The organism is Providencia sp. wls1916 (assembly GCF_009706585.1).
Classification (GTDB): Bacteria; Pseudomonadota; Gammaproteobacteria; order Enterobacterales; family Enterobacteriaceae; genus Providencia; species Providencia lanzhouensis.
Map to the genome: position 1 here is coordinate 154,299 of NZ_WLUL01000020.1, position 23,439 is coordinate 177,737.

At 41.8% G+C, this 23,439-nt stretch carries 15 protein-coding genes, 1 tRNA gene, 1 other RNA gene and 1 pseudogene; 12 read left to right on the forward strand and 6 right to left on the reverse strand.

Annotation, left to right across the window (positions count from 1 at the left end; all coding sequences use genetic code 11):
* Positions 1-68: 68 nt before the first annotated feature.
* Positions 69-935 (reverse strand): acyl-CoA thioesterase II, encoded by an 867-nt coding sequence (gene tesB / locus GKR61_RS13885; RefSeq protein WP_036953936.1) that lies wholly within the window; start codon positions 933-935, stop codon positions 69-71.
* Positions 936-1,173: 238 nt separating this feature from the next.
* Here tesB and GKR61_RS13890 point away from each other — a divergent pair, with 238 nt between their 5' ends.
* Together GKR61_RS13890 and ffs are read left to right on the forward strand one after the other, a co-directional pair.
* Positions 1,174-1,632 carry a YbaY family lipoprotein gene (locus GKR61_RS13890; RefSeq protein WP_036953939.1) on the forward strand — a complete coding sequence of 153 codons (459 nt, stop codon included), beginning with the start codon at positions 1,174-1,176 and terminating at the stop codon, positions 1,630-1,632.
* 180 nt (positions 1,633-1,812) lie between these two features.
* Positions 1,813-1,909, forward strand: an RNA gene (gene ffs / locus GKR61_RS13895) — signal recognition particle sRNA small type.
* Positions 1,910-2,278: 369 nt separating this feature from the next.
* Here the strand turns inward: ffs and GKR61_RS13900 are convergent.
* The 4 genes and pseudogenes from GKR61_RS13900 to gloB form a co-directional block, all read right to left on the reverse strand.
* Positions 2,279-2,482 (reverse strand): HHA domain-containing protein, encoded by a 204-nt coding sequence (locus GKR61_RS13900; RefSeq protein WP_004905417.1) that lies wholly within the window; start codon positions 2,480-2,482, stop codon positions 2,279-2,281.
* Positions 2,483-2,554: 72 nt separating this feature from the next.
* Positions 2,555-2,923: an Hha toxicity modulator TomB gene (tomB, locus tag GKR61_RS13905; protein WP_036953942.1), complete on the reverse strand. Its 369-nt coding sequence runs from the start codon at positions 2,921-2,923 to the stop codon at positions 2,555-2,557.
* A 527-nt stretch (positions 2,924-3,450) separates the two neighbouring features.
* The gene (gene mltD / locus GKR61_RS13910; RefSeq protein ID WP_108479260.1) at positions 3,451-4,830 is read right to left on the reverse strand and encodes a murein transglycosylase D; all 1,380 of its coding nucleotides are present in this window, start codon (positions 4,828-4,830) and stop codon (positions 3,451-3,453) included.
* Between the two features lie 82 nt (positions 4,831-4,912).
* Positions 4,913-5,666 (reverse strand): annotated as a pseudogene (gloB, locus tag GKR61_RS13915) (hydroxyacylglutathione hydrolase).
* 34 nt (positions 5,667-5,700) lie between these two features.
* Between gloB and GKR61_RS13920 the strand changes: the two are divergent.
* Positions 5,701-6,426, forward strand: coding sequence for a class I SAM-dependent methyltransferase (locus GKR61_RS13920; protein WP_036953950.1), 726 nt, complete (start codon positions 5,701-5,703; stop codon positions 6,424-6,426).
* A gap of 12 nt (positions 6,427-6,438) precedes the next feature.
* On the opposite strand, the gene rnhA is transcribed toward GKR61_RS13920, so the two are convergent.
* On the reverse strand, positions 6,439-6,909 hold the full coding sequence (gene rnhA / locus GKR61_RS13925) for a ribonuclease HI (RefSeq protein WP_036953952.1): 471 nt from the start codon (positions 6,907-6,909) through the stop codon (positions 6,439-6,441).
* Positions 6,910-6,963: 54 nt separating this feature from the next.
* Between rnhA and dnaQ the strand changes: the two genes are divergently transcribed.
* The 9 genes from dnaQ to epd all read left to right on the forward strand — a co-directional run bounded on the left by dnaQ (position 6,964) and on the right by epd (position 23,395).
* Complete coding sequence (gene dnaQ, locus GKR61_RS13930; RefSeq protein ID WP_036953954.1) at positions 6,964-7,725, forward strand: DNA polymerase III subunit epsilon; 762 nt, start codon at positions 6,964-6,966, stop codon at positions 7,723-7,725.
* Between the two features lie 122 nt (positions 7,726-7,847).
* Positions 7,848-7,924 (forward strand) — tRNA-Asp (locus tag GKR61_RS13935).
* Positions 7,925-9,013: 1,089 nt separating this feature from the next.
* The gene (locus tag GKR61_RS13940; protein ID WP_036953956.1) at positions 9,014-9,523 is read left to right on the forward strand and encodes an OmpA family protein; all 510 of its coding nucleotides are present in this window, start codon (positions 9,014-9,016) and stop codon (positions 9,521-9,523) included.
* A 65-nt stretch (positions 9,524-9,588) separates the two neighbouring features.
* Positions 9,589-14,766: an Ig-like domain-containing protein gene (locus GKR61_RS17610; protein WP_195848389.1), complete on the forward strand. Its 5,178-nt coding sequence runs from the start codon at positions 9,589-9,591 to the stop codon at positions 14,764-14,766.
* Between the two features lie 82 nt (positions 14,767-14,848).
* Entirely contained in the window at positions 14,849-16,108 is a 1,260-nt protein-coding gene (locus GKR61_RS13970) for a TolC family protein (protein ID WP_051422719.1), read from the forward strand.
* 3 nt (positions 16,109-16,111) lie between these two features.
* On the forward strand, positions 16,112-18,325 hold the full coding sequence (locus GKR61_RS13975) for a type I secretion system permease/ATPase (RefSeq protein ID WP_154639848.1): 2,214 nt from the start codon (positions 16,112-16,114) through the stop codon (positions 18,323-18,325).
* A 1-nt stretch (position 18,326) separates the two neighbouring features.
* Complete coding sequence (locus tag GKR61_RS13980; protein ID WP_154600417.1) at positions 18,327-19,562, forward strand: HlyD family efflux transporter periplasmic adaptor subunit; 1,236 nt, start codon at positions 18,327-18,329, stop codon at positions 19,560-19,562.
* A gap of 481 nt (positions 19,563-20,043) precedes the next feature.
* Entirely contained in the window at positions 20,044-22,038 is a 1,995-nt protein-coding gene (gene tkt / locus GKR61_RS13985) for a transketolase (RefSeq protein WP_154600416.1), read from the forward strand.
* A gap of 337 nt (positions 22,039-22,375) precedes the next feature.
* Positions 22,376-23,395 carry an erythrose-4-phosphate dehydrogenase gene (gene epd / locus GKR61_RS13990; protein ID WP_036953966.1) on the forward strand — a complete coding sequence of 340 codons (1,020 nt, stop codon included), beginning with the start codon at positions 22,376-22,378 and terminating at the stop codon, positions 23,393-23,395.
* Positions 23,396-23,439: the final 44 nt, after the last annotated feature.

The following is a 23,439-nucleotide window of genomic DNA, read 5'->3' on the forward strand; positions in this document are numbered from 1 at the left end:
AGTTGAGGCTTTTCTTGTCTTAAAGTTAGTAACGACTTACTTTTTTCGGGCTGATATAAATCGGGACATTATCGAGGTTTTCTTTTACGAATGACCCCTTCTTGTACTGTTGTTGCCACTAAATCCCCTTGCTGATTATAAATTTGCCCTTTAACAAAACCACGCCCGCCAGAAGCAGAAGGGCTTTCAATGGCATAAAGTAACCATTCATCGAGGCGATAAGGGCGATGGAACCACATTGAATGGTCAATCGTTGCCACTTGTAAATCGCGTTCCATAAACCCACGTCCATGAGGCTGTAATGCTGCAGGAAGGAAATTGTAATCCGATGCGTAGCCTAACAAGTAATCATGCAACTCTGGTGTATTGGGGAGTTCTCCTTTCGCTTTAAACCAAATATAGCGAAATGGTTCTTGAGGTGCGCTATCAAACGGGCTATAGAACTGAATCGGGCGAAACTCGAAAGGATTAGGGCGCAGTGCATATTTTTTGACAGCATCGGGAAGCTGATCTGCGAAGCGTTGAATGATTTCATCTTGTGAAATCAATTGCTCTGGCGCGGGGACATCGGGCATTAGATTTTGATGGTTAAATCCATCTTCATGTTCTTGAAATGAGGCCGTCATAAAGAAGATCGGTTTACCATTTTGAATGGCACTAATACGGCGTGTACTAAAACTACCACCATCACGCAAAATTTCTACATCGTAGACAATCGGTTTTTGGCTATCACCTGGACGCAGAAAATAGCTATGAAATGAGGTTATGATGCGATCTTCGGGAGTGGTTTGTTTCGCTGCATACATCGCTTGTCCAACAACCTGTCCACCAAAAACTTGTGGTAAACCAAGATCTTCACTTTGCCCCCGAAAAATACCTTCTTCAATTTTTTCGAGTTTTATTAGGCTAATTAAGTTTTGTAATTCTGTGCTCATAGTTACCTTGAAGATGGTTAAAAAATATCAGATGTCGCTATTTTCCCATTAATCCACAGAAATAGGTAGGTAGTTTGTGTACGGATTAATTGACAATCGTTTTTGGTTACAATTTGAAATATAATTTCATTATTTAATTTGTATTAGATATAATTTTCTAAGTTTAGATAAACTCTAATATATCAAGAATAATCATATTAAAATGTCTAATTAAATCAAAATATTATAGGTAATTATAATGACATTCTATCGCTACATGATTAGTTCGTTGATACTTATTTTCTTAGTAGGGTGTGAAGGGAACAACGCCAATCCCCCTGAAAAAAGGGTAAAAGGGAAAAGTAATCGCGAAAATCAGCAAGTAGACATCGGTACGATTAGCGGAAATATCCTTATTGCTAAAAATAAAGGGTTATCTGAAAACGTGGATATTACAGTCACCATGGTAGATAACTCATTTGTTGAGTTGCCAGCGCTGATATTATCTCAAAAGCACTATACTAACTTGAACAATCAAGTGACGCTTCCGTATCAGCTGACATACCACAAAAATGAAATAAGAAACCAAGCTAAAATCACGGTTAGTGCGACGTTACACGCTGATGGAAAATTAATCTATATTACAGAATCGTCGACTGAAGTGATCAATAATGGCATGGTTGAAAATATTGATTTACTTTTGGTTCCTGCTAACTAGCGGCTGGTTCTTATTAGTAAGTGTTAATTCCTACCAATATTTATTGTTCATACCAATCTGTATTAAATAACCCTTCAGATTTTTGTGTAATAAAACAGCACTTGATCGCCACTTTCTTGCTATTTAGCTATCTATCAAGCATAATGCCCGTGCTTTGAAAGAAGCAATCAATGGGGGCTCTGTTGGTTCTCCCGCAACGCTAACTTGTTAACTAGGTCAGGTCCGGAAGGAAGCAGCCATAGCAGGGGTCGTGTGTGCCGGGATGTCGCTGGCAGGGCTCCCACCCAATATTAAGCCCTCACTTAATCTTCATATCCCTGTTTCATCAATCAAATGTTCAGTAGCAATAATCATTGCCTTTTAGCTATGCTTTCTTGTTATTATCGAGCTTAGTTTACTATATTTTAATAATAAGAAATTGATTGCTATTCTTAATTGGTATTTACAATGGTTCAATTGATATTGAAATAGCTATTATCGCATGAAATGTTAAATTAATTGGGATTAGGGAAAGGTGAAAATAAAAGGATATAAAGAGGCTGCCAGTATTCAGTGAATACTAACTAAGATAAATAAGGAATTTTCATTGAGCCGATAAAGTATTACCGGCTATAACCATTCACTATCTATGCGTGTAAATAAGTATTTATCTAACAAACTTCCAAACAGATGCTGGGATTTTATCGTAAAGTTTATTCATAGTGAGTTCGGCAAGACGATGATCAGCTGCGGAGTAAAATAACTCTAATTCATCATCAGATAACTCATACTTATTTTTTTCAATAACGCGCTCAAGTGTTTCAATAGTGGTGCATTTTCTTAAACGCATCAGATAATCGGATTTGGTCATAACGCCCTTTCTTTATGTGTCGATAACCTAAAATGTACTATAGGATAGTGAAATTAAAGGTAAATGGTGATTCTATGTCTTACTTGTCAGGCATTTTAGATCATCATCGAGCACTGCGACAAGATTTTGATTCATACTTTCCCAGTCAATGATTTCGCTGAAAGTAATTACTGGGCTGCCAAATAAATTATATGTCTCGTCAAGATACTCTTCAACAAGAGAAATAACGAGATTTTCTTTCGGATACTTGATTTTGAATCGCCAGACAAAAGCTGCAATATGCTCAACGAGCTCATTGAGGCTGATGCTTTGTGCCGAACTAAGATCATTTACCCAATGGGTGTTTGTTTTTTGTAAACTTGATATTGCGTCTCTATTCAAACTGTTACACAGATATTTTAATTCGGCTATATCATGTTTCTTGGGTGAGTATTCATCCATAATCACCTCCATGGGCGAATCTGACTTTTACTTTGCGTATTTTTGTATCAAAAATAATGTCACATCAACTAAATATAAGCATCTGTTTTCAATATAAACAAACATGGTTAGTATATTGATAAATATAAGATTATCACTAATTGAGAGAGTTTTAGGTTGTCACTAATATAAAAGTAATATTCAAATATAAACTGATTGCTCAGATTGCTTTCGCCACATCAATAATAATAGCACTTTTATTTCATAAGTCACCACCCAATAATGACTTTTTTAAGCAGGGAATCGTAAGGGGAAACTAGGAAAAATCGGGATAATTATTTTTTCTATCACACCCTAATCAAGAATGTAAATGATATTGTGCGATTTCGGCAATTAAGCGTATTTGATGATATGTTACAACTCAAATTGTGATCCAGATTGATATCGAGATTAAGGCTAATTAAATAGTTTATTTCTAATCATTGAAATTTATTTAATATAAAATCCCCTAAGGTTTAACCTTTATGGGGATTTTTGAAATATTTAATTTAAAGATATAAATTCAATGTAACACCTGGCTTTAAATCTGCCATTTTAACACCTGAGTTCCAATTCATCAGGTCGTTAAGTTTAATTCCATGACGCTTAGCAATACTGTAATAAGTATCGCCTTTTCTGACTTTGTAAGTTCCACCTTTACGATTATTGCTGGTCGGTGTCGTACCTGAAATTTTTAATGTTTGTCCTGGAACGATGTTCGCTTTAGCTGTTTTTAACCCATTTAGCTGTTGGATATTCTTAGCTGTTGTATTGAATTTTTTAGCAATGCTTGCGATAGATTCACCTTTGCGAACTTTATAACTAAAGGTTTTAGCTTGCTTTGAGTTCGCTTTTGCTGTCTGGATGTTACTCGCCGCGGCTTGCGCATAACGATTTTGTGCTACTGCGTTGCGAATATCATTTAATACGTCTTGATCCGTCAGTGAAACTTTTAGCTGCTCAGCTTTTGCTGTTGGCAACATAATATAATGTGGACCATTTGGCGACGTAACGCCTCGGGTATAACCCGAATTATAGGTTTTAATAGATTCTTCCGTTAAACCTGTTAATTCAGCTGCTTGAGTCAATGTGATTTGTTGTCCCACATCAACTTGCGTTAACCCTCTATTCTTATTACTTTTTGGTAACCTGACTTGATAGCGTTCTGGTTGTCTCAGCACTTGGCTAAGCGCAAGGATCTTTGGAACATATTGTTTGGTTTCTTTTGGTAATTGAAGAGACCAAAAATCTGTTGGTAAGCCAGCAGCTTCATTCTTTTTAATCGCGTTTTGAACGCAACCTTCACCGCAGTTATAAGCAGCAAGTGTGAGCTCCCAATCGTGACCGAACATAATATTCAGATTCTCAAGGAGATCTAAAGCCGCTTTTGTGGATGTCACAACATCACGGCGTTCATCAACCCATTGTGTCTGTTTTAGCCCATATGAACGTGCAGTAATGGGAACGATTTGCCAAAGACCTGCCGCTTGGGCGGGAGAGGTGGCTTTAGGATTATATGAACTTTCAATGACAGGAATTAAGGCTAATTCCATTGGTAAGTTACGATCATTGATTTCATCTACAATTAAGTACATGTAAGGCTCAGCTCTTACTGCCACATCATAGATAAAACTTTGTTTATTGGAGTAACTATTGGCCATTTCCCGAATTGTTGCGTTTTCGGGGATATCCATCTTCAGCTCACCACTAATATAACCCCAAAGGTCATGATCGACTTTGGAAACCTGTCTACTTGCTGCTTGGTTATGGGATGCAACAGTGTCAATTGAGTGGTTGGCTGAAGATTTTGGTTGCTTAACGGTGACTTTAGAAGTGCCTTGACAGCCCGCAAGCAAAACAATGGCGATGAGGGTCGCGATTATCTTCATTAGCTCTGTTTTTCTTTGTTTTTAATGTTTAAAAGTTGACCAGATAATACTGGCTTTAGCTGTTATTGACAATAATTATACATCAATATTCATCTTTTAATTGGCGTAATAATGTAAAAACTGCTCGTAATGATGGATTTGTCATATTAATGTTCAGTTTTTGTTGTAATTCAGGGTTATCGCACTGTAAAAAAAATGTTGATATTTTTCTCTATTTTCAATGTGCTAGGTACTGTTGCTTGCTGATTATTGCGCAAAGATCTTACTTTTTCGGAATAATTCGTAATTGTCTCATTTTCAGGCCAAATATGATGAGCAAATTGTAAATTAGACTGCGTATATTCATGTGCACAGCAGATGAGAGTATCATCAGGAAGTGCTGCGATTTTTTGAATCGATTGATACATTTGATCGGGGGTACCCTCGAAAATCCGCCCACAACCGGCTGAAAATAATGTATCACCACAAAATAGGTAAGGAGCTTGGTAAAAACCAATATGCCCAAGTGTGTGACCCGGGAGACCAATGACTTGAAAATTGAAGTCATCAATAATGACGGAATCGCCATCACATACCAGCTCTGTCGCCCCTTTAACTAAGGTTTCTTGGGGGCCAAATACGGGGAGTTTTGGATATTGAGCAATAATAGCTTTTACACCCTGAGTATGGTCGTTATGATGATGGGTGAGTAAAATTGCAACAGGGGTCAATTGGTTAGCCGTTAATATTGAGAGAACCGCCTCTGACTCAGCAGGGTCAACGATGATACACTGCTGGTTGTTTGCTAGTAGCCAAATGTAATTATCATTTAACGCTGGTACTCGAATTAACTCCATAATCAACCTCGATCCGATTTTTAAGGGGAATGTTATGAAACCTGCGCGTATTGAAGAAAAGATTCAAATGCCCGCCAGTTGGTCTGATATTCCTTTTGGTGAACACTATCGCCAAGCCTTGGAAGCCCAGTTAGCGCCTTGGTGGCAAAAAATGTTTGGTTTTCACCTGCTTAAATTAGGTCATTTGAGTACAGAAATCCACACTAAAGAGTGCATGATCCCTCATCAATTCACGCTAGGTGAAGATCCTCACGTATTTGATGTCGCGGCAAATCCCGAAGCTTTGCCTTTTGCGGATAAGACAATTGATGCCTGCTTAATGCCTCATTTACTTGCTTATAGCCATGATCCACATTGGATCTTACGGGAAGTGGATCGGGTATTGATCGATGATGGTTGGCTGATTTTATCGGGATTTAACCCATTCAGCTTAGCTGGAATGGCTAAATTAGTACCGATTTTACGTAAGCAGCAGCCTTACTGTAGCCGTTTTTTCCCTTCTCTCCGGGTATTTGATTGGCTAGGGTTACTCAATTATGAGGTGCTATATCACCGAAATTGCCAAGTGTTACCTTGGATCTCATCGGAAAAACGGGTAAATAAACGTTGTGGTGGAATTGGCGTGATCAGCGTGATCGTTGCAAGAAAACGTACATATCCATTAACGCCAACGCCCTTGAAATTTAAGCAACCTAAAGTGAAAATTTCAACAGCGCTGGGTGCAACGAAAGAAATCAGTAAATCGAAGCAACTTCGTTAAATCTGAACCTGGCTATTCTTGAGTTGGTTGGTAGCCTGTATCTTCTTTTGTTGGCGCATTGGCGGCGGCGCGAGCTAATTCATCACATTTTTCATTCTCAGCATGACCAGCATGACCTTTCACCCAGCGCCAATCGATAGTATGGCGTGTAATTGCTTGGTCGAGACGCTTCCAAAGATCCACATTGACCACTGGCGATTTATCCGCCTTTTTCCATTGACGGCGTTTCCAATTGTGGATCCACTGAGTGATCCCTTGGCGTACATATTGGCTATCGGTGGTCAGAATAATATCGCAAGGTCGGGTCAGCGACTCTAAAGCAACGATTGCCGCGAGTAATTCCATGCGATTATTGGTGGTGAGGAAAAAACCATCACTGAGTGTTTTCTCATGTTGCTGATAACGAAGTACGATACCGTATCCGCCGGGTCCTGGGTTACCTAAACAAGACCCATCAGTGAAAATTTCTACCTGCTTTGTCATTTCTGTTACACTCTTCCTTATTCATCAACTTCTAGTTTGACACAAAAAAACATTATGAGCACGGCGATAACCCGACAAATTGTCCTCGATACTGAAACCACAGGTATGAACAAGCTTGGTGTTCATTATGAAGGGCACAATATCATTGAAATTGGTGCCGTAGAGGTGATTAATCGCCGCTTAACAGGGCGCAATTTTCATGTCTACATCAAACCAGACCGTCTCGTTGACCCAGAAGCTTTCGAAGTCCACGGAATCAGTGATGAATTTTTGCAAGACAAACCGGTATTTGCCGATATAGCCGATGAATTTATCGAATTTATTCGCGGTGCAGAACTCGTCATTCACAATGCACCCTTCGATATCGGATTTATGGACTACGAGTTTCGCAAGCTCAACAGAGGCATTCCTCCAACCTCAGAATTCTGTACTATTACCGACAGCTTAGTATTAGCTCGTAAGATTTTCCCCGGTAAACGTAATAACTTAGACGCCTTATGTGATAGATACCTTATCGATAACTCCAAGCGAACATTGCACGGAGCTTTACTCGATGCCGAGATCCTCTCTGACGTCTACTTAGCGATGACAGGGGGGCAGACCTCTCTTGCATTTTCAATGGAATCTGAATCCAGCAATACAGAACAGACCAATGAAATTCAACGTATTGAGCGTCCAGTAAGTGGATTAAAAATTATTTATGCTTCTGATGAAGAAATTGCAGAGCATGAAGCCCGCTTAGATATTGTGGATAAAAAAGGGGGGAAACCCTGTTTATGGCGGCAAACTGAGCAAGATGACGAAACCCTTCATTAAGGGCGACAGTTTTGTGATCTAATAAGGCTAAAAACTGCTCAACCGTACGATTTTTCAAGAAAAAGAGTTGACTGTCATATCAAGTATTCGTAATATGCTTGGCGTTCCCAGTAGGGAACTTCGGAGCGGTAGTTCAGTTGGTTAGAATACCTGCCTGTCACGCAGGGGGTCGCGGGTTCGAGTCCCGTCCGTTCCGCCAATTTATTAAGCCCTGAGTCTTACGACTCGGGGCTTTTTTTGCTTCAAAATTCCCCATTACATGACATCTCCAGCCTTTGGATGTACATGCCTCAATTCGCTCTTACACTCATTCTCACCCTTACAGGGGAAAGCTAGGTGGTTTATTACAGCCAATTCTGTTTTCTGTACTCACGGGGGGGCATATACAGTCATCAAATTATTTATAGGAACGATAATTAATCCTATTATCGATAGACGTTATTACTGAGATATTGTTATTTTCGATTATTGAAATAGGAACCATCAATGTATATTAAATTAACATTTCATTTTACGAACTAAGAATAATTCCTATGTGAATTGGGAATTATAAGGGAATATTCTTAGTTTATATTCAAATATTGAATTTAAGTGAAATTATGAAAATTAATAGATGATATATATTACTAATTATGGTCTCTGACTATTTTGAAGGCGATTAAATGATAAAGGTATTTAATTAGAATGCGATAAACTTATATTTTACACGCAACGGGAGTATTTCGTGATAATAAGTTATTTACTCGTATTAAGGTATTTTTACCAGAATGTTAATAGGCATTAACACCGCCTATAGACCCCTCTTTTAGGATGGTTTTAACTTAGATATAAATTCTTTGTATTTATATATATATAGAATTTAAGTTTTATTTTTATCAATTTTATGGTTTTTATGCTCACACACTATATGAGTTAGAAAAATAAATAATTTTTTAACATGTAAATTATTTCAATAAAAACAGTATATTATGAATCAATTGATAGAATAGCGACTAAAACTGATAGCATTTCTTTGGATTGGTAAAATTCGGGGGAGTAAAATTGACGCATATCAACTTTGAACGATATAATGCTGAAGTTTTCATCATGTAACAAAATGCTTCAGGTACCCATTTAATGGGTTAAATTGAAGCAAAAATAATTATAAGCATTTTATTTTTAAGCTGGAGACTAAATGATTTCCAGCTTTAGTATTTATTCAAATCACTACGATATTTATTCTCTCTAATATTACGTAGAGGGATTTTGCTTTGCATAAATTAAACACCATAGCGTTGAAAGGATTAATATGAAAAAGATCACTAGCGTTGTAATACTATTATGTATTGCAGCATTGACGGGTTGTGTGCGTAATGAAGGATTGCACGGGTATAATAACGAAACATGGAAGAATAAGAATATTCTTAAAGAAAGCAAGGAAGTTGAAAGTAATAAAGCATTAGTCTCTTTCTATAGAATAGATAATCAAGTTGAAGGGAAAACAATTAATATATTTGTGAATAAACAGTACCTCACTTCATTAGAGCCTAATGCGACTAAACAAATTAAATTATGCTCTGGAAACAACAATTTCACTGCATATAAGACAGATGTTAGCGAGCGCTATAATACCAAATTAAACGAAATCGATAATAAGCCACTAGAGCCAGGCAAATCCTATGCATTCTTGGTTACTGAAACCAATGGAACAGTATCATTAAAACCAATGACAGAAAAAGAAGTTAATGAATTTAAAGGGAAAGTTAGCACCCAGGTTCATACTTTACCTCGTGTGGATGTAGCTCAAAGCTGCCAATAATTAACACGATTTTAAACTAAATTTAATTCAATAAATAATTGTCCGATACGAGGCAATGGATAACTATGTCTATTAAAAAAATATCAATTAAAGTTAATAATAGCAAAGAGACGATTGAGCAATATTCTGTTACTGGTGGGGAAAACGGTGCAGGACAATTAAAACAACCACTGCATATTAATGCACAAAAAGATGTAAATTATTTATTAATTGATGAAAGTACACAATTCGCACCAGAAAACATTGCGGTTAAGCGTGTTGATAAAAATCTTGTCATCGCATTTGAAGGCGGCGATGTAGAAAGTCCTGATTTAATTATCGAAAATTACTTTGCTGAGAATGGCGCCATTGGTTATCAAGAAGGCGATGCAAACCTCATTATTGGTCAATATGAAAATGGCCAATACTTCCCATACGTTCCGGAAAGTGCAGTAAAAGCAGATGCAATCAGCCAGTTAGCTGACGGTCAAGCGGCTGGACAAGCTATTGGTGGCGATGCATTACCTCCATTGTGGGCATTTAACCCATGGTGGTTAGCTGCACTGGTTCCTCTTATTGGTATTCCTGCTGTGGCAATCAGTGGCGGCGGTGGTGGTGGCGGTCACTCTAAAGTTGTCGACCATGCACCTATCGCGGGTGATGACTCTGCACATGCAAAACATAATACTCCTGTTACTATCCATGTTACTGCGAATGACAGTGATGTTGATGGCGACTTAAATCCAAACTCTATTCGTATTGTTAAAGAAGGTTCTAAAGGAACCGTGACAATCGGTAAAGATGGAAAGATTATCTATACACCAAATAAAGGTGAATATGGCGTTGATACCATCACTTATGTGGTGAAAGATCGTGCAGGTCATGAGTCGAATGTTGCTACCATCACTGTAAAAATTGACGCGGCTCCAGAAGCGAAAGACGATTCTGCAGCAACCAAAGAATCTAAACCTGTCACCATCGATATGGAAAATAACTACTCCGATAAAGACGGGGATGTTGACCATAGCTCTTTAGCGATTAAAACCAATGGTGGCAAAGGTTTCGCGAAGTTTGTTAATGGTAAGTTAGTGTACCAGCCGAATAAAGGCGAAGTGGGTACTGACACCATCACTTATACCGTGACAGATAAAAACGGTAACGTCTCTGAAGATGCGACGATCACCATCAACATCGATGCGCCACCAGTAGCGAACGACGACTCAGCTAAAGCCAACAAGGCAACGCCAGTTGAATTAGATGTTTTGGATAATGATACCGATCTCGACGGTGATATTGACCCAACAACATTAGTTGTTGTGGGTGAACCAACCAAAGGCACCGTCAAAGTGGTTGATGGTAAGCTGGTGTACACCGCGAACCCAGATGCCATGGGTCAAGATACGATTACGTATCTGGTCAAAGATAAAAATGGCAACGTGTCTAATAAAGCGACTGTGACCATTGATATCACTGAGCCGCCAGTTGCCAATGAAGATAAAGCCGATACTCGCCACAATACCCCAGTTGAAATTGATGTCACAGCGAACGATACTGACCTCGACGGTGATTTAGATAAAAACAGCGTAGTGATCACTCAGCCGGGCACCAAAGGCACCGTGACCATCGGCGAAGATGGCAAGCTGATCTATACCCCAAATCCAGGGGCAACGGGCACAGACACCATCACTTATACCGTGAAAGATAAGAACGGTAACGTCTCCAACGAAGCAACGGTGACTATTAACATTGATGCGCCACCAGTGGCAGGCAATGATGTTGCCGATACGCGCCACAATACGCCCGTTGAAATCGATATCACCGCGAACGATACCGATCTTAATGGTGATCTGGACAAAAACAGCGTAGTGATCACCCAGCCGGGCAGTAAAGGCACGGTCACCATCGGTGAAGATGGCAAGCTGATCTTCACCCCAAATCCAGGGGCAACGGGTACCGACACCATCACTTATACCGTGAAAGATAAGAACGGTAACGTGTCGAATGAAGCGACGGTAACTATCAATATCGATGCACCGCCAGTAGCAGTTGATGATACAGCGGCCACCAAAGAATCGGTGCCGGTGACCATTGACGTGTTAGCCAACGACACCGATTTAGACAAAGACATCGACCCAAGCACGTTGGTGATCAAGACCAATGGCAGCAAAGGGACGGCAACTATTGTTGACGGCAAGTTGGTTTATACCCCAAATGCGGGTGAAGTGGGCACGGATACCATCACGTACCAAGTGTTTGATAAAAACGGCAACGTGTCGAATGAAGCGACGGTAACAGTCGATATCGACGCGGCGCCAGTAGCAGTTGATGATACAGCGGCGACCAAAGAATCGGTGCCGGTGACCATTGACGTGTTAGCCAACGACACCGATTTAGACAAAGACATCAACCCAAGCACGCTGGTGATCAAGACCAATGGCAGCAAAGGCACCGCCACTATTGTCGACGGCAAGTTGGTTTATACCCCACATGCGGGTGAAGTGGGCACGGATACCATCACGTACCAAGTGTTCGATAAGAACGGTAATGTCTCCAACGAAGCGACGGTGACAGTCGATATCGACGCGGCGCCAGTGGCGGTTGATGATACAGCGGCGACCAAAGAATCCGTGCCGGTGACCATTGACGTGTTGGTCAATGACACCGATTTAGACAAAGATATCGACCCAAGCACGCTGGTGATCAAGACCAATGGCAGCAAAGGCACCGCCACTATCGTCGACGGCAAGTTGGTTTATACCCCGAATGCGGGTGAAGTGGGCACGGATACCATCACGTACCAAGTGTTCGATAAGAACGGTAATGTCTCCAATGAAGCGACGGTGACAGTCGATATCGACGCGGCGCCAGTGGCAGTTGATGACTCCGCAAAAGCCAACAAAGCGACACCTGTTGAGATTGATGTACTCGGTAATGATACTGACTTAGATAATGATATCGATCCAAATACGTTAGCAGTTGTTGAGCAGCCATCACAAGGCACTGTGAGTATTGTGAACGGCAAGCTGGTGTACACACCGAATGCGGATGCGAAGGGTACGGACACCATCACTTACATAGTGAAGGATGCTAACGGTAATGTTTCCAATAAAGCGACCGTGGCCATTGTAATCAATGAACCCCCCGTTGCTGGTGATGACCATGGTCAAACTAAGCAAGGTGTTCCGACAATTATTGATGTGTTGATTAATGACAAAGATCCTGATGGAGAGTTGGATAAATCAACCCTGCATATTGAAAAGAATGGCAGCAAAGGTACCGCGACGTTTGATGCAGATGGCAAACTGATTTATACACCAAAACCAGGTGCTACAGGCCAAGATACCATCACTTATACCGTGAAAGATAAGGATGGCAGCATCTCAAATACAGCGACTGTCACTATTGATATTACACCAACGCAAACGACACCGACGGAAGTCTTCGAGAAAGGCTTAAGAACGGATGGAACTGCGGGTGATAAATCGCCTGTGACTGTGCATGGCGTTATTGAGTTATCTAATCCAACAGATAAACCAACAACTCCAAGCGATATTAAGATCATTGAGCCGACAACCAAGCTGACTTCAGGTGGAGAACCTATTTCATGGGAATCTACTGACAATGGTTTTGTGGGTAAAACACCAAATGGAAAAGAAGTGATTTCCGTTAAAGTGACAGATACCCCAACCGCAGATGGCAGCACAAAGGTTAATTATGAAGTTAATCTCAAAGGCCTTGTTGATCATCCAGCAGGCAAAGACTCTCTGAATATTGATTTTGGTGTGAAAAATGGCACCGATGAAATGAAAACTGAAATCGTGGTTCATGATGATAAGCCTGAAGCCTCGAATGTTGAGTTATCAGTAGAACCACCAGTTGAAAATACCTTTTATGCTAACTTGATTATCTCGTTAGATTTGTCCAGTAGCATGGGTAGAGATGATAGTGGTATTCAAGGCGGTAACACTGCATCAGGAATGAAAACGCGATATGACGCTGCATTAGATTCAATTGATAGCGTGTTAAGTAGTTATGAAGAGCGTCTAAACAGCGCTGATGCAGGAGAAGTGCGCGTTAGCATTAATGGTTTTGCTAAGCAAGCATCGGCAATTGGTGGGGCGCCGGGTTACCCAATGGATCAACCATACTGGTGTACCATCTCTGAGGCAAAACAAATTATTGAAGGTTTACGTGGCGCTCAAACGCTACGCCCAGACTGGCATGTTATCGGTGTAGATACTAACTATGATGCAGCATTGCAGCAGGTGATCAGTATTTTCCAAAAAACATCCAGTAGTGGCATGGAACCGATTGATGCAAAAGATATTAATGGAAAACTAGATAACACATTGTTTGTGATTACTGATGGTATTCCGAACTATGGTAACCAAAGCAATAGTCAGGATCCTGTTGCTGGAAATGGTATAGCACCAACATCACCAAATGGTTTTGTCCCAGGAAGCCCAAATACTGATATTGGTGAAGATAGCTGGAAGGCTTTCTTAACAGAAAAAGGTATTCGCTCTGTGGCTATTGGTATTGGTCAAGATATGCTCAATAGCGTGGGTGGTAAAACAGGTGAAGAGTTTATTCAGCCTATCGCTTTTGATGGTCAAAAAGGCCAAAACAACGATGCTAACGACGTTATCGTTCTGAAAGATATGAGCTCTTTAGGTAACATCCTGAGCAAATATGTTCCTAATGAAAACACCATCGAAAGTAGCTTCTCAAAAGCGAATGATGGCAAGGAAACCCTGAGCTTCGGCGCGGATGGCATGAAATCTATCAGCATTGAAGTGGATGGTCACACTTACAAATACGATCCAACAACCAAGGAAATTACGTCGGATAACCTTGATAAGAGCATGTGGGTTGATTTTGGTCAGGGTGAATTAGCCGTTAAAACCGATGCGGGCGGTTTACTCTCTATCTCTTTAGGTGAGAAAAACTTTGGTCACTTAACCTATCGTCCGGGGGCAACACGTCCGACGGGAATGGAGAAAGAGACCTTTACGCTGACGTTAACCGATAACGACGGTACCAACGGTAAGTCATCAATTTCAGTGGATATCAGTAAGTTAAAAGAGTCAGGTAACACAGGCTTGAATGATACTGATTTAACAGCCCTGAAACTGTTCTCACCAGAAAGTGCAATGGAGTTACATGGAGTAGACACCGATGTCAATGCAACATCAAGTCACTCTACTGGTTTCATGAACTCATCATTAGATGCGTTACAAGAAACTCAGAGCGCCATTATTTAAGGCTAATGATTGAGGGTTACCACGGGTAGCCCTCAATATTTTATTTCGCCAACACCAGTTTTATTTACTTTGTGCCAACTTTATGAAATCTCTAATTAATAGCATCTTAGCGTTATTCTTCGTGAAGATGCTTTTTCTTTCTGCTGTGGCAGATGTGGTTGAATTAAAAAACTTATTAAAAGATTCACTCGATAATGCCCCAGAAGTCCAAGAGGCTTATGCCAATTATCAAGCGGCACAAAGCAACGTTAGTGCAGCGGAAGCTGGGCATTACCCGGTCGTCAGTTTAATGGGAACTCAGCCTCTTGCGCAGCAACACAAATACGAAAGTAACGCGATGGAATCGGGGTTTCACCTTGGTACCAAAGCGACCATGAACATTTATGCTTGGGGGGGAATTGAAGCGGGTGTAGACCGCGAACAGTCCAAGCAAAGTTACTATGAAAACCAATATATTCTTTCTCAAGAAGATATTAGCGTGCGCATCAGTCAGCTTTATTTGCAGGTTTTACGCCACAAGGAAACCCTTGATGTGATTGATGAAAACCTCGTTCGTCATCACCAAATTGAAAAGCAACTGACCTCGATTGTTCAGCATGACTCTGGTCGAATGAGCGAATTAACGCAAGTGAAAGCGCGTACCTTAAAAGTGGAAATGAGCCGCGCTGAAACAGAAAGAAACCTGAATTTAGCCCTGAGCCAATTATCGATTTTGACTCAGCGCCAGCTAACTGTTGACCAATTTGTTGACCCATTCAGAGCCACGACTAGCGGTGCGATTTTAGCCAAATTTCAAGAAGATAATCTAGAAAATAACCCAAGTTATAAAGCCCAAGTGGCCGATGCTCAAAGCCTTGATGCCGAAGTTAAAGTCGCCAGCGCCATGAGAAAGCCAGCCCTGAATTTGGAAGTTAATGCGACGCCAGATAATAGCGAAGTTTTCTTACGTGTTTCTTGGAATATTTTTGACCAAGCGAGCTATTACAGCCAAGCACAGAAAGAGTATGCCCTGTCCGCAGCCAATGAGCGTATTAAAAAAACATTCCGTGAAATTAAAGAGATGAGCCAATCTGCGGCGATCAATATGGCGCAAAGTGAAAAACAAGGAAATATAGCCAAAGCCTATATCGCAGAGCAAAAAGTGGTGATCAGCAACTATGAAAAGCAATTTACGATCAACCGCCGCACTTTGATTGATTTGCTTGATGCGTATAACGAGCTAGCAAGTATTCAAACCAGCGCTGTTATCTTACAAAACGACTTCCGTGACGCGACACTCAATTACCTCAGTGTGCAGGCAAAAATGTCTGCATGGATGAACCAAGAATTGGCTTCTAGATAAATTATGAATATTATTAATAACCTATCTTTAGTTACCAAGCGTTTGGGTTATACCCTTTCACCAGAAATTTTATTAGCACAAACTAAACGCACGGAATCGAAATCTTTTGATTATGCCTCGCTGGCGAGTGTGTTGAACTCACACCAATTTGATAACCAGATCATTGAAATCGATCTGCATAAGATCCCGACGATTGCGGCGCCATTTCTGGTGCTATTAGCAAACAATGAATCGGTAGTGATCAGCAAAATTGAAGATGGCGAACATGGGCGTCATTTTGAGATCTTAACGGAAGAAGGTTTACGTCAAACATTAAGTGTGAAAGATCTGGCAGCGAACTACAGCGGTTACAGCTGGTTTATTAAACGCAATATTCGCTCGGAAACTCGTTCAGAAATCGATAAATACGAAACTAGCGGTTTCTGGAAAGTGATTTGGCGTTATAAAAAATATTACTACCAAGTGATCGTCGCATCATTTGTGATCAACTTATTAGCGTTAATCAGTTCCCTGTATGTGATGAACGTGTATGACCGCGTGATCCCAAACCAAGCTTACGAAACCTTATGGGTACTGACCATCGGTGTTGTGCTGGCAATTGGTTTTGAGTTTCTCGCCAAAATGTTGCGATCTTATCTATTAGATATCGCAGGGAAAAAAGCGGACATTGTGATCAGCGCGATGCTCTTCCACCGCGTGATGGGGATCCGCCTTGATAAGCGCCCAGCCTCATCGGGATCGTATGCGAACAACTTACGTGACTTCGAATCCATTCGTGAATTTATGACCAGCGCGAGTTTATTAGCCCTCGTCGATCTACCCTTTATTTTGCTGTTTATCGGCGTAATCAGCATGATTGGTGGCTACCTAGCATTAGTGCCACTGACCATTATCCCGATTGTAGTGATCGCAGGTCTTTTGATTCAAAAGCCACTGGCGAAAGGGATCAACGCCTCAATGAAAGAAACATCTCAACGCCAAGGCTTAGCGGTGGAATCCATTGAAGGGATCGAAACCTTAAAGCTGAATAATGCGGTGAATTGGGCGCAACAACGCTGGGAAATGCTTACAGAGAAAACGGCATTTTCATCCATCGCCGTGCGCAATCTAACCAATTTTATGGTCAATTTCAGTGCGGCGATGCAGCAGCTCAATACCGTCGGTTTAGTGTGCTTGGGAACTTACCTGATCCATGCGAATGATGTGAACTCACGTATTACGATGGGGGCGCTGATCGCCAGCGTGATCTTATCTGGTCGAGCATTAGCGCCACTGGGACAAATTGCGGGTCTGGCAACACGTTTCCAATCAGCGCGTATGGCATTAGCCGGCGTACGAAATATCTTTAGCCGTCCTATCGAGCGTGAAGATCATAAAAAATACATTTCACCAACTGCAGTTCACGGGGCATTACAACTGGCGAATGTGACTTATCAATATAGTAAAGATGGGCAGCCTGCATTAAACAACATTAATTTAGAGATCAAAGCGGGAGAGAAAGTCGCGATCCTCGGCAAAATCGGTGGTGGAAAAAGTACATTACTTAAATTACTCACCGGGCTATATGAACAGCAGCAAGGGAATATTAGCTTAGATGATCTCGATATTCGCCAAATTGACCCGATTTTCCTCAGAAGCAAAGTCGGTATGCTGACGCAAAAGCCGCGTTTATTCTTCGGAACCTTACGTGAAAACTTGGATTTAGCACGTCTTGATGGCTACTCCAGCGATGACGATTTAGTGCGTGCGCTCAAACGCTTCCAGCTCGATAAAATTATTCGTCAGCATCCAGCAGGGCTTGATATGCCCCTTGGTGAAGATGGTTTAGGGCTTTCAGGTGGACAAAAACAGATGGTGGCACTGGCACAGTTAACCCTGCATAACCCAAATGTGGTGTTACTGGATGAGCCAACCACGGGAATTGATGTGGATACTGAAAAATTGGTGCTCGATGCGCTAGAGGCGTGGACGAAAGATAAAACGCTGATTGTCGTTACCCACAAGTTACCAATTTTACGTTTAGTTGACCGCATTATCGTGATGGATGAAGGCAAAATCTTAATTGATGGGCTGAAGCAGAAAGTCTTAAAAGCGTTAGGACAAACGGAGCAAGCCACTGGCACAGTTACCACAGATAAACCTGCTCCACAGTCTGCGCCGCAAGTGCGAGTCGTTTCACAGGTTAGACGCGTAATTAATAAAGAAGGGGCGATTTAAAATGGATCAATATGGTAAAGCGCCAAAAGAGCATCGCACTTTTTCCAGTGACTTTTCTCATGACCTAGAATCCGTGATGAGAAAAGAGCGCAGTAACTTACTGTTTTTGCCTATTATCTTTCTGGCGTTGTTATTGACGATTTTTGTGGTCTGGGCGTATAACAGCCACTTAGAAGAGATCATTCGTGGGCAAGGAACCATTATTCCAAGTAGCCGTGAGCAAGTCATTCAAAGTATCGACCCTGGCAATATCCAAGAGATGTACGTCAAAGAAGGGGATATTGTTGAAAAAGGGCAGATTTTGCTGAAGCTGGATGATGCGCGAAGTATGGCATTATTGCGTGAAAGCCAAGCTCGAGTACAAAACCTTGAAGCCATCTCAGCGCGGTTGCAGGGAGAATCTCGCAACGAAGTTCCTGATTTTTCAAAGATAACGGATCAAGACTTAGTAGAGCGTGAAACCAATGCTTATAACGCGAAAAAAACGCAGCGTGATCAAGCTATTGCAGGCTTACGTCAAAGCAAAGGATTATTAGACCGAGAAATCGCTATTACCAAACCGCTGGCGAAAGAAGGGTTAGTTTCCAATGTGGAAATTCTGCGTATGGAAAGACAGTCCGTTGAGTTAGCGACGCAAATTAATGAACGCATGAATAACTACCTTGCGGAAGCAAACGCTGAGTTGGTGAAAGTGGAATCGGAGCTGGATCAAGCGGAAGAGACCATGAGTATGCGTGAAGATCCTGTCACTCGCTCAGAGATCCGCGCGCCCGTTCACGGCATCGTAAAAAATATTAAGATCAATACCATCGGTGGCGTCGTGAATACAGGGCAAGACATCCTTGAAATTATTCCCCTCGATGACAAATTGATGGTGGAAGCTTATATTCGCCCGCAAGACGTGGCTTTCTTAAGACCGGGAATGCCGGTGGTCGTTAAAGTCACTGCTTATGATTACGCGATTTATGGGGGCTTAAATGGAGTGGTGAAATTAATCAGCCCTGATACCTTAAGTAATGATACGCGTCGTAGTGAGTTAAAGCTTAATCCCGATGAGACGTTCTACCGAATTCTTGTCGAAACAGATACCAATTACTTGTTAGACAAAAATAACCATAAAATGGAAATCATTCCGGGTATGGTGGCATCAGTGGATATCAAAACGGGTGAGAAAAGTGTCTTTGATTACCTGATTAAGCCTATCACGCGGATGAAACAGGCGATGACAGAGCGTTAATCGCGATAAAAAAATCAAAAAGAAAGCAATGTGAAAACAAGGGCGCAAAAATGAGCGCCCTTGTTGTTTTGTGCGGGTTTACCAGTGAAAAATTTGCCAAATATCACTAATATTGCGGCTAATTACGCAAGATGCATAAATCACCTTGATCCTAAGTGGTGAACTCAGGTTTAATAAGGTCAGGCAATTGCGCAAAACGAAGAACTCAAAGGGATATTTTGCGCAATGGAAAGGATTCAGCTTGACGGTTGCGATAAAGATCCGCAGTCTGCTGTCATATTGTTTCAAATAATTGCTGTATGGATGAAATTGCGCTAGTTTCGTAGGGTCTCATCGCCAAACTTCAAGTTGTGGGTAGGTCTAATAAGCTTTTATGCACCTGCGGCTCGAATTATTGAGGCTAACTCTATAAACCGCAATGATTCCCTATTGCGTTGTGAATATTGGTTTAAGTACGTTCTATCCTACTTGGAGTATACTAATGACGACTCGTAAAACCCTTGCTAATGCTATCCGCTTTCTAAGTATGGATGCGGTTCAAAAAGCAAAATCAGGGCACCCTGGCGCACCAATGGGCATGGCTGATATTGCTGAAGTTCTTTGGCGCAACCATATGAATCATAACCCAGCAGATCCACATTGGGCTAACCGCGACCGCTTCGTACTGTCTAACGGTCACGGTTCAATGCTGATTTACAGCTTGCTGCACCTGACCGGTTATGACTTATCTATTGATGAGTTAAAGAACTTCCGTCAATTACATTCTAAAACCCCGGGTCACCCAGAATATGGTTATACGCCAGGTGTTGAAACCACTACCGGTCCTTTAGGTCAAGGTATTGCAAACGCAGTGGGTTTTGCGATTGCAGAACGTACTTTAGCGGCACAATTTAACCGCCCAGGTCATGACGTTGTCGACCACCACACTTATGTGTTCATGGGTGATGGTTGTATGATGGAAGGTATCTCCCACGAAGTCTGTTCATTAGCGGGTACCCTGAAATTAAATAAACTGGTCGCATTCTACGATGACAACGGCATCTCTATCGATGGTGAAGTTGAAGGTTGGTTTACTGATGATACCGCAGCACGTTTCGAAGCATACGGCTGGCACGTTATCCGTGACATCGATGGTCACGATGCAGATCAAATCAACGCTGCAGTGAACGAAGCTCACAAACAATCAGACAAACCAACGCTGATTATGTGCAAAACCGTTATCGGTTTTGGTTCACCAAACAAAGCAGGTACCGAAGCGGTTCACGGCGCACCTTTAGGTGATGCAGAAATCGCAGCAACTCGTGAAGCACTGGGCTGGAAATTCGGTCCATTCGAAATCCCAGCAGATATCTACCAAGCTTGGGATGCGCGTGAAGCCGGTAAAGAAAAACAGCATTCTTGGAATGAAAAATTTGCGGCATACGCAAAAGCATACCCAGAATTAGCGAAAGAATTCGAACGTCGTATGGCGGGTGAACTGCCAGCGAACTTTGATGCAGAAGCGAAAAAATTCGTTGAAAACCTGCAACAAAACCCTGCGAACATCGCAAGCCGTAAAGCATCTCAAAACGCATTAGAAGCATTTGGTAAAGTATTACCAGAATTCATGGGCGGTTCTGCGGACTTAGCGCCAAGTAACTTAACCATGTGGTCAGGTTCTAAACCTCTGAACGAAGACAAAGCGGGTAACTACATCCATTACGGTGTTCGTGAATTCGGTATGTCCGCTATCATGAACGGTATCGCTCTGCACGGCGGTTTCATCCCTTACGGCGCAACATTCTTAATGTTCGTTGAATACGCACGTAACGCAGTACGTATGGCAGCGCTGATGAAAATTCGCAGCATCTTCGTTTACACTCATGACTCTATCGGTCTGGGTGAAGATGGTCCAACGCACCAACCAGTAGAACAGCTGGCGAGCCTGCGTGTGACACCAAACATGAGCACATGGCGTCCATGTGACCAAGTAGAATCTGCGGTTGCATGGAAATATGCCATTGAGCGTAAAGATGGTCCAAGCGCACTGATTTTCTCTCGTCAAAACCTAGAACAGCAACCTCGTACCGCTGAGCAATTAGCAAATATCGAGAAAGGCGCTTATATCCTGAAAGATTGCGCAGGCACGCCTGAGCTGATCTTTATTGCGACCGGTTCTGAAGTTGAATTAGCGGTGAAAGCGGCTGACCAACTGACTACGGAAGGTCGTAAAGTTCGCGTGGTTTCTATGCCTTCTACTGATGCATTCGACAAACAAGACGCGGCTTATCGTGAAGCCGTTCTGCCTGCAAACGTCAGTGCTCGTGTGGCTATCGAAGCGGGTATTGCAGATTACTGGTTCAAATACACTGGTCTGAATGGCGCTATCATCGGTATGCACTCATTCGGTGAATCAGCACCAGCTGATCAGCTCTACAAAGAGTTTGGCATTACGGTTGAAAACGCCGTTAAAGCTGCAAAATCTCTGCTGAAATAATTCATTTAATTGCTTGAGGTGTGTTCCGAATAAACGGTCGCGCCTCTGAAAATAAAGTGAATTAACCTAATTTACGCCTCAATATCAAGTTTGGTATTGAGGCGTTGTTTTTTTGTGCACCGTTTCTTGTTTTTCTATTGCGTTCTCTAAATATATCCCTTAATCTAAAACTTGATAAGCTGAACCGTTTCAGTTGCATTTGAAATAATGTAAATAAATTTTAAAAATGTCGAGTGAAGCACACTTTTGATGTTTGACAGTTAAAATGAGCAGTAGAGTTGGTGGTAGTCAGTTATCCTTAGCAACCGTGTGATTTTGCTCAGATACAAGGTGTAGAATGGCAATCAGGGTAGCAATAAACGGCTTCGGTCGAATTGGTCGAAGTGTTCTCAGAGCGTTATATGAATCAGGTCGCCGGGCAGAAATTGTCGTTGTTGCGGTCAATGAATTAGCGGAACCTGAAGGTATCGCTCATTTGCTGAAATATGATTCAAGTCACGGACGCTTTGCGTGGGATGTTCGCCTTAATGGCGACCAGCTACAAGTTGGAGATGACAGTATGCGTCTTTTCCATCAAGCGGATATCAGCAAGCTACCTTGGAAAGAGCTCGGTGTGGATGTGGTATTAGATTGCACGGGTGTTTACGGCTCTCGCGAAGATGGGTTAAAGCATCTGCAAGCCGGCGCGAAAAAAGTGCTTTTTTCCCATCCAGGAACCGATGATCTCGATGCGACCATTGTGTATGGTGTTAACCATGACAGCCTACAAAGAAGCGATAACATCGTTTCCAATGCATCTTGTACCACCAACTGTATTATTCCAGTCATCAAAGTGTTGGATGATGCATTTGGTATCGAGTCAGGCACAGTCACCACCATTCATGCATCCATGAATGATCAACCCGTGATTGACGCTTACCATAAAGATTTACGCAGAACGCGCGCAGCGAGCCAATCGATTATTCCTGTTGATACCAAATTAGCAGCGGGGATCACTCGAATTTTTCCAAAATTCCAAGGCAGCTTTGAAGCGATTTCTGTACGTGTTCCAACCACTAATGTCACCGCCATTGACTTAAGTGTCACTGTAGATGCGGATGTTTGTGTTGATAAAGTTAACAAGCTATTACAGAGCGCCGCGCACGGGCATTTTCGTGGTATAGTAGACTATACTGAACTACCGTTAGTCTCGATGGATTTTAATCATGATCCGCACAGCGCGATTATTGATGGCACGCAAACACGAGTTAGCGGCAAGAACTTAATCAAAACCCTGGTTTGGTGTGATAACGAATGGGGGTTTGCTAACCGGATGCTAGATACAACCCTAGCGATGGCAGCAACAGGTTTAAACTAATTGGCGCCTGACAGACAGCGGGGCACAATAGGTAAATACACTAT